Origin of the sequence: Bergeriella denitrificans NBRC 102155 (assembly GCF_001592185.1) — a bacterium.
Lineage (GTDB): Bacteria > Pseudomonadota > Gammaproteobacteria > Burkholderiales > Neisseriaceae > Neisseria > Neisseria denitrificans.
Map to the genome: position 1 here is coordinate 1 of NZ_BCWL01000003.1, position 14,028 is coordinate 14,028.

The 14,028-nt window shown below is 55.4% G+C and carries 9 protein-coding genes; 4 read left to right on the forward strand and 5 right to left on the reverse strand.

The features are described 5' to 3' along the window. Positions 1-145: 145 nt before the first annotated feature. The 3 genes from BDE01S_RS00680 (at position 146) to BDE01S_RS00690 (ending at position 4,708) form a co-directional block, all read left to right on the forward strand. Positions 146-2,332 (forward strand): FepA family TonB-dependent siderophore receptor, encoded by a 2,187-nt coding sequence (locus BDE01S_RS00680; protein WP_066075861.1) that lies wholly within the window; start codon positions 146-148, stop codon positions 2,330-2,332. A 356-nt stretch (positions 2,333-2,688) separates the two neighbouring features. Next, on the forward strand, positions 2,689-3,720 hold the full coding sequence (locus tag BDE01S_RS00685; protein ID WP_082790376.1) for an alpha/beta hydrolase: 1,032 nt from the start codon (positions 2,689-2,691) through the stop codon (positions 3,718-3,720). Positions 3,721-3,724: 4 nt separating this feature from the next. Beyond that, a complete protein-coding gene (locus BDE01S_RS00690) occupies positions 3,725-4,708 on the forward strand; it encodes a siderophore ABC transporter substrate-binding protein (RefSeq protein ID WP_066075863.1) in 984 nt (327 codons plus the stop codon). A 401-nt stretch (positions 4,709-5,109) separates the two neighbouring features. On the opposite strand, the gene BDE01S_RS00695 is transcribed toward BDE01S_RS00690, so the two are convergent. Next, positions 5,110-6,048, reverse strand: coding sequence for a GlxA family transcriptional regulator (locus BDE01S_RS00695; protein ID WP_066075866.1), 939 nt, complete (start codon positions 6,046-6,048; stop codon positions 5,110-5,112). Between the two features lie 133 nt (positions 6,049-6,181). Here BDE01S_RS00695 and BDE01S_RS00700 point away from each other — a divergent pair, with 133 nt between their 5' ends. Continuing rightward, positions 6,182-7,030, forward strand: coding sequence for an MBL fold metallo-hydrolase (locus BDE01S_RS00700; protein ID WP_066075869.1), 849 nt, complete (start codon positions 6,182-6,184; stop codon positions 7,028-7,030). A gap of 87 nt (positions 7,031-7,117) precedes the next feature. Here the strand turns inward: BDE01S_RS00700 and lpdA are convergent, their stop codons facing one another. The 4 genes from lpdA to BDE01S_RS00720 form a co-directional block, all read right to left on the reverse strand. Beyond that, entirely contained in the window at positions 7,118-8,551 is a 1,434-nt protein-coding gene (lpdA, locus tag BDE01S_RS00705; RefSeq protein WP_066075873.1) for a dihydrolipoyl dehydrogenase, read from the reverse strand. A 98-nt stretch (positions 8,552-8,649) separates the two neighbouring features. Then, on the reverse strand, positions 8,650-9,480 hold the full coding sequence (locus BDE01S_RS00710; RefSeq protein WP_147283866.1) for a hypothetical protein: 831 nt from the start codon (positions 9,478-9,480) through the stop codon (positions 8,650-8,652). A 281-nt stretch (positions 9,481-9,761) separates the two neighbouring features. Next, entirely contained in the window at positions 9,762-10,949 is a 1,188-nt protein-coding gene (gene odhB / locus BDE01S_RS00715; RefSeq protein ID WP_066075880.1) for a 2-oxoglutarate dehydrogenase complex dihydrolipoyllysine-residue succinyltransferase, read from the reverse strand. Between the two features lie 85 nt (positions 10,950-11,034). Continuing rightward, on the reverse strand, positions 11,035-13,863 hold the full coding sequence (locus BDE01S_RS00720; RefSeq protein WP_066076034.1) for a 2-oxoglutarate dehydrogenase E1 component: 2,829 nt from the start codon (positions 13,861-13,863) through the stop codon (positions 11,035-11,037). Positions 13,864-14,028: the final 165 nt, after the last annotated feature.

The window sequence follows — 14,028 nt, forward strand, 5'->3', positions numbered from 1 at the left end:
TATATTTCCCTACACACACCCGCCCGCCAACTTTTTTAATGTTAAGACGGTTTACAAAAATTGCAAATTCCTGCACAATAAAATAATAGTAATAGTTCTTATTTGTAAAATATTAAGCAAACATACATCAAACCGGAGACCCGATATGCACCGCCCTACCTTCCGCCTTGCCGTATTGCCCCTGCTGCTCGGCAGCGCGTTTGCCCACGCCGCCGACGGCGCAGCCGATAATGTCGAGCTGGAAACCGTACACGTTACCGCCGAACGCCAGCTCCAACAGTCCCTCGGCGTATCCAAAATCACCGCACAAGACATCGAACGCAGCGGCGCGGTCAACGACATTGCCGACATTGTGCGCACCATGCCCGGCATCAACCTGACCGGCAACACCGCCACCGGCCAGCGCGGCAACAAACGCCAAATCGACATCCGCGGCATGGGGCCGGAAAACACCCTGATTCTCATTGACGGCCGCCCCGTCACCTCCCGCAACGCCGAACGCATCAGCATGCGCGGCGAACGCAACACCCGCGGCGACTCCAACTGGGTACCCGTTGAAGAAATCGAATCCATCAGCGTATTGCGCGGCCCCGCCGCCGCCCGTTACGGCTCAGGCGCGGCCGGCGGCGTCGTCAACATCGTCACCAAAAAAGTCAGCAACGAATTCAAAGGCTCGGTCAACTACTACACCAACCAGCCCCAAGACAGCAAAGAAGGCGCGACCAACCGCGTCGGCTTCAACCTCAGCGGCCCGATTATCAAAGACACCCTCTCCTTCCGCATCTACGGCAACTACAATAAAACCGACGCCGACGCACGCGACATCAACGCCGCCGCCAACAACGGCAGCCTCGCCTCCGCCGGCGTAGAGGGCGTGCGCAACAAAGACATCGCAGGCCGCCTGCACTGGCGCATCAGCCCGGCGCAAAGCCTGACCTTCGACAGCAGCTTCAGCCGCCAAGGCAACATCTACAACGGCGACACCCAAAACAGCGTATTGCACCCGAGCAACGCCGCCCTGATCAACCGCCTGGCCGACAGCAATGCCGAAACCGCCCGCCTATACCGCTCCGAATTCGCCTTAACACATGACGGCACATGGGAATGGGGCGACACCAAAAACATCGTCAGCTACGACCGCACCACCAACAGCCGCCTGCCCGAAGCCCTGGCCGGCGGCCCCGAAGGCAGCTACACCGGCGACACCTATACCGACAGCGACCTGAAAAACCTGCGCCTCAGCAGCGAAGCCTACATTCCCTTTACCTGGGGCGTTCCCCACGTCCTCACCGTCGGCACGGAATTTACCGACAGCCGTCTTGACGACGCCGCTTCCAACCGCCAAGGCTTCACCGACCGCGGCACAACCGACGTATTCGGCGGCATTTCCGCCACCCGCGGCAGCAAAGCCTCGCAACGCAACTGGGCCGTTTATCTCGAAGACAACATCAGCCTGACCGACAGCACCCGCCTGATTCCCACCCTGCGTTTCGACCACAACAGCAAAAGCGGGCACAACTGGAGCCCCGGCCTGAACTTCTCGCAGCAAATCGGCGAAAACTGGACGGTAAAAGGCGGCATCGCACGCGCCTACAAAGCACCCAACCTGTACCAGAGCAACCCCGAATTCATCCTCTACACCCGAGGCAACGGCTGCCCCATCAATGCCGCCGCCAACGTACGCTGCTACTACGCAGGTAACGAAAACCTGAAAGCCGAAACCAGCTGGAACAAAGAACTGGGCGTAGAATTCAAACGCAACGGCTGGCAGGCTTCCGCCACCTACTTCCACAACGCCTACAAAAACAAAATCGTCATCGGCGACACCCCGCTGGCCGTCAGCAGTCTCGGCAATCCCCTGCTGCCGTGGACCAACTCGCCCAAAGCCACCATTTCCGGCGTAGAAGGCAACCTGGTCGTCCCCCTGCACGACAAACTGAAATGGCACAACAACTTTACCTACATGGCCAAGTCCGAAGATTACCAAGGCAACCCGCTTTCACTCACGCCCAAGCACACCATCAACAGCACGCTGGCTTGGACGCCGTCTGAAAAATGGGACGCCAACCTGACCTTCACCCACTACGGCCGTACCAAACCCCGCCAAGTCGCCATCAACCGCACCGAAAGCATAGACGGCCTGAGCAATGAAGAAATCGGCAGCTACGGCATCTGGGGCGTCAACGCCGGCTACAACTGGAACAAACGCATCCACGTCCGCACCGGCATCAGCAACATCGGCAACAAACAGCTCTACCGCAGCGGCGAAGGCGCGCGCACCTACAACCAACACGGCCGCGCATTCTACGGCAGCCTGAAAGCATCGTTCTAAACCCGCAAGGCCGTCTGAAAATATCCGTTTTCAGACGGCCTTTTACCGCCGGCTTGCCTTATTCCGTTTCCCATACATCGCCCATATCGTGAAATTCGCCACACGCAGGCTGAAACCTTTGCAAAATTGCCGAATGCGGATGCAGTTCAAGGCGCAGCAGCACAGCAAGCGCAGACATATCATATGGATAGGCAAGCGCGCGAGCAGCGCACAACGCTTCAAATGCGCCGCAGGCGGCGGTTTTGCAAAGGTTTCAGGCCGGGCTTAGCCTGTAATCCGCCGTCTGAAAAAGCGAAACCTAAGCCGAACCTCAGGCTGTTTTAAATCAGCACATTACGGAAGACCGTCTGAAAACCATGAATAACCATAAAATAATCAGCCACATACCGAAACCGATTGTATTGCTGCTGTGCGCCCTCCTGCTTGCCCTGCCTGCCGCTGCCGCACCTGATTTGAGCCTGAAAACCGATACCGCTCCGCTGTATGCACCGGACAACGGCTACCGTTTCCGCACCCTGCCGTTCATTTCTGCCGACGGCAAACGCCATTACCGCGTGTTTGTCGGCATCCCCGAAAGCCCGCCGCCCGCAGCGGGCTATCCGGTTCTGTATGCACTCGACGGCAATGCCCTGACCGGCCTTTTAAGCAGAGACCTGCTCCGCAGTCTGAACCGTCCGCCGGTTTTGGTACTCATCGGCTACGACACCGATCTGCGTCTGAACCCTGCCGCCCGCTCCTACGACTACACCCCGCCCCTGCCCGACGGCAGTCCCGTACCCGACCTGCTGCATCCCGAACGGCGCAACGGCGGCGCGGAAGCGTTTCTCACGCTGCTGCAACAGGAAATCCGTCCGCAAGTCGCACGGCTTGCACCTTTAAACACGCAACAACAAGCCTTATGGGGACATTCCTACGGCGGCCTGTTTGTTTTATATACACTAATGCGCGAGCCGCAAGCCTTTGACCGGTATATCGCCGCCGACCCCGCCTTATGGTTTCAACACGGCTCTTTCCTCAGACGGTTTGAAACATGGTTCAGACAGCCTCAAGCCCTACAGGGCCGGCATATCCGCATCGACCAAAGCGGCAGCCCGTCTGCAAAAACAGCCCTTACCGAAGCTGCGCGGCAAAAAACCGCCAAGCGGCAGCAGGCCGCAGCAGCCGCCAATGCCAACCCGTGCAAGCTGGCAGAAGAATTGGACGCATTGGAAGCCGTATCCGCCCGTTACCGCCGCTATCCCGATTTAAACCACGGCGCATTACTGGGCGCATCGTTTACCGACACCTTAAAAGCATTCGGACAAGCCAGTCCGAACCCGCCGCACTTGCCACCTTCCCCATCTTGTGCCAAAATGCAAAAGATAATAATTCCCATGTCAAAAGGATGAACGAATGAAATACACCCGTCTGACGCTCGCCCTGTGCGCCGCCCTCTCCCTGGCTGCCTGCAAGCCGTCTGAAAATGCCGCCGGCAAACCGGCCGAAAACGCGCCCGCCGCATCAGCCGCCGCGCACCAGCATGAAATCGCCGGCGAAACCGTCACCATCGCCACCACGCGCGGCGAAGCAACCGTACCGCTCAAACCCGAGCGCATCGCCGTGTACGATTTGGGCATGATTGACACCCTGAGCAAGCTGGGCGTACCCATCGGCGCATCCGTCGATCAGTCCCGCCTGACTTACACCCAAGACGCCATCAAAGACGCCGTCAAAGCCGGCACGCTGTTCGAGCCGAACTACGAAGCGCTCCATGCCTACAAGCCGCAGCTGATTATCATCGGCAGCCGCGCCGCCAAAGCGTTTGACCAGCTCAACGCCATCGCGCCGACCATCGAAATGACCGCCGACACCAAAAATCTGAAAGACAGCGCCAAAGAACGCATCACCGCGTTCGGCAAAGTATTCGGTAAAGAGGCGGAAGCCGAAAAACTGAATGCCGAAATCGACACCTCATTCGAAGCCGCCAAACAAGCCGCAGCAGGTAAAGGCAACGGCTTGGTGATTTTGGTGAACGGCGGCAAAATGTCCGCCTACGGCCCGCTCTCCCGCCTGGGCGGCTGGCTGCACACCGACATCGGCATCCCCGCAGCGGATACGGAAATCAAAGAAGGCAGCCACGGCCAACCTGTGACCTTTGAATACATCAAAGAGAAAAATCCGGATTGGCTGTTTGTATTAGACCGCTCCGCCGCCATCGGCGAAGAAGGCACGGCAGCCAAAGACGTGTTGGATAACCCGCTGGTAGCCGACACTACCGCTGCGAAAAAAGGCCAAATCGTCTATCTCGTACCGGAAACCTATCTGGCCGCCGGCGGCGCACAAGAGCTGCTGAATGCGACCAAACAGGTTACGGATGCGTTTAACGCCGCCAAGTAAATCTGATGAAGTGAAAAAAAGCCGTCTGAAAATCTGGATTTTCAGACGGCTTTTTTTATTTCAGTTTGGTTTAATATGTAGCAAATAACAAAACCACAATATAATCAAACACCTAAGAACAAAATCCTTATAGCCGCCATTAGCTGCATAATCCTGCCCTAAGATAGGCAGCCTAAGTGTCTCAGTATGGTTTCCCTTCAGACAACACGGAAAACGCCTGACCACCGTTCCATCTTGATAAAAAGGCCGTCTGAAAAACGCTATCGCCAGAAACCATTATTTTGCATACAGATGGCTGAGCGCAGTCGAAGCCCTGCTTGCGGCTTTGACTGTGCTCAGCCACCTCATTAATTATTAAATTATCTAGCCATATGCACATTTTCAGACGGCCTATCGCCCTTTTACACTCCGCCGAAGTGCTTGCGCCATACATTCGGTTGCACCTGATAATAACGGTAAAACTGCGTGCGGAAGGAAACGGTATTCTGAAAACCGCAGCGTTCGGCGATTTGGTCGATGGTCAGCGAAGTGTTTTCCAACAAGTCTAAGCTGCGTTGCAGGCGTTCTTTATGCAGCCAGTCGAGAAACGTCGCTCCCGTGGCTTTTTTAAAATGGCGGGTAAACGTGCTGCGGCTCATGGCGGTTTGCGCGGCAGCGCTGTCTATGCTGTGCGGCAGGTGCAGCGTATCGCGCAAACCGTTTAACAAGGTATTGATTTGCCGGTCTTTCGTCGATTGCACCAGCGGCTGTTCGATAAACTGCGCCTGTCCGCCCTCGCGCTGCGGCGGTACAACCAAAACCCGCGCGGCTTTATTAGCGGCTTTCACGCCGTAGAATTTACAGATGATGTAAAGGCAGCAGTCCAGCGCCGCCGCCGTACCCGCCGAAGTGATGATGTTGCCGTCTTCCACATAAATCGAGTTAATGTCGAGCGAGACGGCGGGAAAACGGCGGCTGAAATCGTCTCCGCCCAGCCAATGCGTGGCGGCCTTTTTGCCGTCGAGCACGCCTGCATAGGCCAGCGCGTATGTGCCGTAGCAAAGGCCGACCAGATACGCGCCGCGCTGCGAGGCCGTTTGCAGTGCGTGCACCGTTGCCGCATCGGGGCGGGTATCGGCATCAGCCCAGCCGGGAATCACGATGATGTCGCATTCGTGCAGCAACGCCAAACCGCCGTCGATTTTCGGTTGGATCATATTGTTTTTCAGCGGCTTGCCGGTAGGCGTGATGATTTTCACGTCAAACAGGCCGTCTTCCGCCGCTTCTTGAAACGCCATATACGGTACGGAAAAATGAAAGGGATTGATGTCGGGATACAGCAGCAAGGCGGTTTTCAGCATGATGTTTTTTAAAATTCAGTCCGTCTGAAACAATGACCCGATTCTTACGCTTTTTGAACTGAAAGTCAATTTTCAGACGGCCTTGCTCTGCATAAAATGCGTTTCATTGATTCACGCCATGCAAGGAAAAAACATGAAATTGAATAAATCTGTCCTCTTTACCGCCGCCCTGCTCGCCGCTGCGCCCGCAATGGCCGAAGTGGGCTATCAGCACATCCGCAATGCCACCGCCAAAATCAACTACGGCGGTACAACTTTTCTGGTTGACCCGTATCTTGCCCCAAAAGGCGCATACGCGGGCTTTGAGGGCACGGTTAACAGCCGGCTGCGCAATCCGCTGATTCAAATGAAACAACCGCCCGCCGAAGTCATCAACGGCGTGGAAGCCGTGATTGTTACCCACACCCATCCCGACCATTGGGACGAAGCGGCACAAAAACTGCTGCCGAAAGATTTGCCGGTATTCGTACAAAATGCCGATGATGCCAAAATCATCCGCAGCCAAGGTTTTAAAGACGTGCGCGTTGTCGGCCGCAATACTGAGTTCAAAAACGTGCGCCTGAGCAAAACCGGCGGCCAGCACGGTACGGATCAAATGTACGGCGTACCGCAACTGGCGGAATTGTTAGGCGATGCGATGGGCGTGGTGTTCCAAGCGCCGGACGAAAAAACGCTGTACATCGTCGGCGATACGCTGTGGAACCACCACGTCGATTACGCCTTGCAGCAATACCGCCCCGAAATTATCGTGATGAACACCGGCAAAGCACGTTTGCAAAACATGGACGGCGGCATCATCATGGGTACGGAAGACGTGGGCAAAATGGCAAAAACCGCACCGAATGCCGCCATCGTTACCGTGCATATGGATGCGGTCAACCATGCTACCGTCAGCAGCAAAGATATGCGCGGTTACGTGAAAGCCAACGGATTGGGCAAACGGGTTGCAGTGCCGAAAGAAGGCGAAGTGTTGAAATATTAATCAGCCGATCATGATAAAAGGCCGTCTGAAAACCCATACGGATTTTCAGACGGCCTTGCCTTATTTCACGCTATTAGCGGTTTGCAGTCAACCGTGCAGCGCACGTTTGTCCGCAGCCAAAGCCGCTTCGTGCAGTACTTCCGACAATGTCGGGTGCGCGTGGATAATGCGGGCGATGTCTTCGCTGCTGGCGGAGAACTCGATACCGGTCACGCCTTCGGACACCAATTCGCTCACAACCGGCCCGATCATGTGTACGCCCAAAATACGGTCGGTTTTGGCGTCGGCCAACACTTTGATGGTGCCTTTGGCTTTACCCATCGCCAAGGCGCGGCCGTTTGCGCCGAAACCGGATGTGCCTTTTTTGTATTCCACACCTTCGGCTTTGAGCTGCTCTTCGGTTTTGCCGACCCATGCGATTTCCGGATCGGTGTAAATCACAAACGGTACGCTGTTGAAATCGATGTGCGGTTTCTGACCGGCAATGCGCTCGGCCACGGCCACGCCTTCGTCGCTGGCTTTGTGCGCCAGCATCGGGCCGCGCACCACGTCACCGATGGCCCATACGTTGGGCAGGTTGGTGCGGCAGTCACCGTCCACTTTCACAAAGCCGCGCTCATCTTTTTCCAAGCCGACCGCTTCGGTGTTCAGACCGTTGGTGTTCGGAATACGGCCGATGGCGACAATCAGTTTGTCGAAGGTTTCGGTTTTGGCTTCGCCTTTGGCGGTTTCAAACTGTACGCTGACGCCGTTGCCGGTGTCTTTGATGTCGCCGATTTTCACGCCCAGCTCAATGGCCAAGCCCTGCTCTTTGGTGAAGTATTTGAAGGCTTCTTTGGCGATTTGCTGGTCGGCAGCGGCCAGGAATGTCGGCGCGGCTTCCAGAATGGACACTTCCGAACCAACGCGGTTCCATACCGAACCCATTTCCAAACCGATAACGCCCGAGCCGATGACACCCAGTTTTTTCGGTACTTCGGTCAGGTTCAGCGCGCCTTCGTTGTCCAATACGTTGACATTATCGATGGCAACTTGCGGCAGCGGGCGCGGTACGGAGCCGGTGGCAACGATAACGTGCTTGGCTTCCACCACGCTTTTTTCGCCTTTGTTGTCCACTTCGATTTGGTAGGCATCGCCGTTTTTGCCTTTAAACGAACCCACGCCGTGCAGGCTGTCCACTTTGTTTTTTTGGAACAGGAATTTCACGCCGCCGGTCAGCTTGGTCACGATGGCGTCTTTTCGCTCAATCATTTTGGCCGCATCAAATTTCAAATCGCCCACGGTAATGCCGTGCTCGGCAAAATCGTGTTGCGCGGCGTGGAAATGCTCGGAAGACTGCAGCAGCGCTTTGGAAGGGATACAGCCCACGTTCAGGCAGGTACCGCCCAGCGCGGGGGCGTCGCCCGCTTTATTCACGCCCGCATCGATACAGGCGGTTTTGAAACCCAGTTGCGCGGCGCGGATGGCGGCCACATATCCGCCGGGGCCGGCGCCGATAACGACTACATCATATTGAGACATATCTCTTTCCTTTCTGACTTGTTTGATAGCGGTGCGCGGCAAGCTGCCCGACCGCCGGATGGCTTTGTTTTCAGACGGCCTGTCAGCCGTCTGAAAAATTACTCTTTAGTTTCAACCGGCAACGCCTCTTCCCGCACGGGCAGCGTCAGCAGACCTTGATGAAGATACTCGGTTTTCTCGATTTCTTTGATGACTTTCAACCACATCAGCAGCGGTTGCAGCCGCTGCTCAATCGGGGCGGACTGGTTCAACTCCTGCCCGTCTTCAGTCCAGAGGCTATGGTAGGTTTCACCGGTTTGGCTGTCGATGCCGCGTTCGGCCGCAAGCTGCCCGTTTTCATAATACAGGCGGATAGCCGGCTGAGCCGTATCGGCTGCGGTCATTTCCAGATTTTTACCGCCGTTGCCGTACCACACCGTGACCTTATCGGGATTTTTGCCGCCGAAAGTCGTGATGAACAGCTTGCCGTTGCGGTAAACATTGCTTTGTACCGCCCGTCCGTCGCGAAACAGCCGGCTGCCCGCCAACTCCCCGCTCGGCAGGTAAGAATTGGCGACGCCGTATTGCGCGCGGGTATCGATAAAATTATCGGCCTTTTCGTCTTTTGCCAATACAAACGCATTGGTCTGCTTGCGTCCGTCGGCATAAAAATCCTGTACCACGCTCAAACCGTCTTGGGTCTGCCCCAGCACTTTGCGCGAAAAGCCGCCCGATACTGCCTTATCCTGCAGCTTCCCTTCGTGATCGAAATAAAACACGGCCTGCCCGGCAGCCGGACGCGCTACGGCTCTTTCCGCAGCACGATCCACACGGGCAGCATCGGCATAGCTGATGGCCTTGCTGTCTGAAAAATCCGCTTTTTCCATACCCGTTGCCGCACATGCCGACAACAACACGGCTGCAGCAGCCATCGTTACGATTGTTTTCATTTTACTTCTCCCAAAGCGCCTTGCGGGCAGCCATAAACTTGAGAAAACGGAAAGCAATGACACAAAATAAAGCACACTTCAAACCGGACACATTAATCTGCGTATCAGCATCTGAAAAGTCCTTATTTTATGGCACTGAGCAATATATAGTCGTAGAACACAGAATGATACGGCGTTGCTGCGCCTTGTCTCATTCTTCTTATCTTCGACTATATCTGCCTATCTGAAATATTCAGACGGCCTTAGGCATGCATCCGCACCAAGGCCGTCTGAAAAATCAATTACAAATCAAGCAGCAAGCGTGCCGGATCTTCCAACGCGTCTTTAATCGCTACCAAAGTCAACACGGCTTCACGGCCGTCGATGATACGGTGGTCGTAAGACAAGGCCAGATACATCATCGGACGTACCACAACTTGGCCGTTTTCAACCACGGCGCGCTCTTTAGTGGCGTGCATACCCAAAATCGCAGATTGCGGCGGGTTGATAATCGGGGTGGACATCATCGAGCCGAACGTACCGCCGTTGGTAATGCTGAATGTACCGCCGGTCAAGTCTTCCAGCGCGATTTTGCCGTCTTTGGCTTTTACAGCGTAATCCACGATGGCTTTTTCAATATCGGCAATGCTCATTTGGTCGGCATCGCGCAGAATCGGCACAACCAAGCCGCGCGGGCTGCCTACGGCGATACCGATGTCGAAGTAGCCGTGGTAAACGATGTCGTTACCGTCAACAGAGGCATTGACCACCGGATATTTTTTCAGCGCGGCAACAGCGGCTTTGACGAAGAAAGACATAAAGCCCAACTTCACGCCGTGTTCTTTTTCAAACTTGTCTTTATATTTGGCACGCAAGTCCATCACAGGCTTCATATTGACTTCATTGAATGTCGTCAAAATGGCGTTTTCCTGTTGCGAAGCCAGCAGGCGCTCGGCCACGCGGGCACGCAGGCGGCTCATCGGTACGCGTTGCTCAGGGCGCGCGCCGGCCGGTACAGGTGCAGCCGCTTTAGCCGCAGCGGCAGGGGCGGCAGCTTGGGAAGCCGCGTTTTGCACGTCTTCTTTCAGCACGCGGCCGTCTCGGCCGGAACCTTGCAGGCTGTTGACATCCACACCGGTTTCCGCAGCCAGTTTCGCGGCGGCGGGCATGGCGGCAGCTTGACCGGCGGCAGCGGGCGCAGCTTCGGCAGCCGGAGCGGCTTCTGCGGCAGGTGCAGGCGCAGCGGCGGTAGCGGCCGTGTCGATACGCGCCAAAATCTGATCGGCGGCTACGGTTTCGCCGTTTTGCGCCACGATTTCCACCAATACGCCCGCTTGCGGTGCAGGCACTTCCAATACGACTTTATCGGTTTCGATATCGATCAGAATCTCGTCGCGGCCGACCGCTTCGCCGACTTGTTTTTTCCATTCCAACAGCGTGCCTTCGGATACGCTTTCAGACAGCATAGGTACTTTTACTTCGATAATCATTTTTATGTCTCCGTATGGCCGTTTCAGACGGCCTGTGATGTGTTTGGCGGCAGCCCGCCCTCATGCGGGCTGCCTCTCCTCAAGATTAGACGGACAATGCGTCTTCAACCAATTGTTTCAGCTGGGCAACGTGTTTGCTCATGTAGCCCACTGCAGGCGAAGCGCTGCTCGGACGGCCGGCGTAGGTCAGTTTTTGATCTTCGCCGATGACGCCTTCGATGCGGTGGCGGATTTGGTAGAACGCACCTTGGTTTTGCGGCTCTTCTTGCGCCCAAACCACGGATTTCGCATTCGGATATTTCGCCAATTCCGCTTTCACTTCGGCATCCGGGAACGGATAAAGCTGCTCGACGCGGACAATCGCCACATCGTTTTCCAGCTTGCGCTCGGCGCGGCCTGCTGCCAAATCGTAGTAAACCTGACCGGAACACAGAATCACGCGTTTCACGCTGCTGTTGTCTGCGCGTTCGGCGGTATCGCCGATTACCGCGCGGAAGCGCGAGCCTTCGGTGAAGTTTTCCAGCGGGCTCATCGCATCTTTGAAACGCAACAGGCGTTTGGACATGAAAATCACCAGCGGCTTGCGGTAAGAGCTCAATACCTGGCGTTGCAGCAGGTGGAACATTTGCGACGCTTCAGACGGCATGATGATTTGCATATTGTTTTCGGCGCACAGCTGCAGCCAACGTTCTACACGGCCTGAAGAGTGCTCGGGGCCTTGGCCGTCGTAACCGTGCGGCAGGATGGTGGTCAAACCGCACAAACGACCCCATTTGGTTTCGCCTGACGATAAGAATTGGTCAATCACCACTTGCGCGCCGTTGGCAAAGTCGCCGAACTGCGCTTCCCAAATAGTCAGTTTGTCCGGTGCGGAGCAGGCAAAGCCGTATTCGTAGGCCATAACCGCTTCTTCGTTCAAAATCGAATCAATCACCAGGAAATCGGCCGTACCCTCGCCCATATTCATCAGGGGAACGTATGAACCGTCGTCCCAACGTTCGCGGTTTTGATCGTGCAATACGGCGTGGCGGTGCGAGAATGTGCCGCGGCCGGAGTCTTCGCCGGAAATACGCACGCCCGCACCTTTGGTCAGCAGGTTGGCATAAGCGATGGTTTCCGCCATACCCCAGTCGATGGGCTGCTCGCCTTTGGCCATGCCTTTACGCGCTTCAATCACGCGTTTGGCGGTCGGGTGCAGCGCAAAGCCTTCCGGTACGGCGGTAAATTTCTCTGCCAAACGCTGAATGTCGGCAGCCGGAATGCCGGTTTCCACATCTTCGCGCCAGTCTTGGCCTTGGTACTTGCTCCAATCGATACTGGTGCGTTGGAAGTTGCTCAATGTGGTCTGCTCGACGTGCTCGCCTTTATCCAAGGCATCACGGTAAGCCTGCACCAAACCGTCAGCCTCTTGCGCCGTTACCACGCCTTCTTTCACCAACTGCTCGACATACATGGCGCGCACGCCCGGGTGCTTGCTGACTTTTTTGTACATCATCGGCTGGGTCAGGGTCGGATCGTCGCCCTCGTTGTGACCCCATTTACGGAAGCACACAACGTCAATCACGATGTCTTTGCCGAATGTTTTGCGGTAGTCTAATGCTGCCTGGATAGCAAAGCATACGCGTTCAGGGTCGTCGCCGTTGACATGAATCACCGGAGCCGCCACCATTTTGGCGATGTCGGTACAGTGTACGGTCGAGCGGGTATCTCGAACATCGGAAGTGGTGAAACCGATTTGGTTGTTGACCACGATATGAACCGTACCGCCGGTGGTGTAACCGCGTGTTTTGGAAAGGTTGAATGTGGCTTGGTTGACACCCAAACCGATAAAGGCAGAGTCGCCGTGAATCAATACCGGCAATACTTTCTCGCGGCCGTTTTCACCCAAGCGTTTTTGCTTGGCGCGGGCAGAACCTTCTACCACCGGATTCACGATTTCCAAATGCGACGGGTTGAATGCCAGCGAAACGTGCATCGGACCGTTGGGGGTAGCAATATCAGAGCTGAAACCCATGTGGTACTTCACATCGCCGCTCGGCAGCTTGATTTCGGCACGACCTTCGAATTCGGCAAACAAATCGCCCGGCTTCTTACCCAGCGTGTTCACCAATACATTCAGACGGCCCCGGTGCGCCATACCGATAATGACTTCTTCCACACCGTCTTTACCGGCGTGTTGAATCAAGTAGTTCAGACCGGCAATCACGCTTTCGCCGCCCTCGATACCAAAACGTTTTTGGCCGACGTATTTGGTATGCAGATAGCGTTCCAAAGTTTCGGAAGCGGTCAGTTCTTTCAGAATTCTGCGTTTTTGCTCCGCATCGAAACGCGGCGTAGAAAGCACGCTCTCAAAATAGTTGCGAATCCAAAGACGCTCTTCGGTATTCGGAATATGCATGTATTCCAATGCCAAATGACCGCAATAAGTCTGCTTCAGATTATTGACGATGTCGGACAGCGCCATCTTGCCGCCGCCGGAAAAATCGCCGTAACCGATATTGAACTGCACCGCCATATCGGCATCAGACAAACCGTGAAACTTGGGATTCAGGGCATCGACATTTTGCGGCGGGATACGTTTCAACGGATCGAGCTGCGCCGCGTCCACACCCTGGATACGGTAAGCAGAAATCAGGCGCAATACGCCGACCTGTTTCTTCATCATCGTTTCGTCAAGTCCGCCGGCGATGGCGGCCGTTGCCCGGCTTTTTGCCAAGTTGGCAAACGATTCGCGAATCGGCGCGTGTGCGACATCAACATTGACGGCACCCGGCTGCTTGGCCAAATCGGCAAAATACTGCTTCCAGTTCTCATCTACGGAATTAGGGTTTTCCAAGAAGCTCTCGTACAGCTCCTCGATATAAGGGGCATTCGAGCCAAACAGATAGGAGAAATTGAGTTTATCGTCCATCATGGCGTTGCTCTTTTCTTTAATGTATAAATAAAAAGGGGTGTACAGCGGCTTTTCTTCCGGCACAAACAAGGCCGTCTGAAAAATACGGTTTTTATTCTACCCCATTTCAGCACAAATTACTTTCCGAATTCCAAACTTTTTGCAAACTAAATGATTTCTCACAAA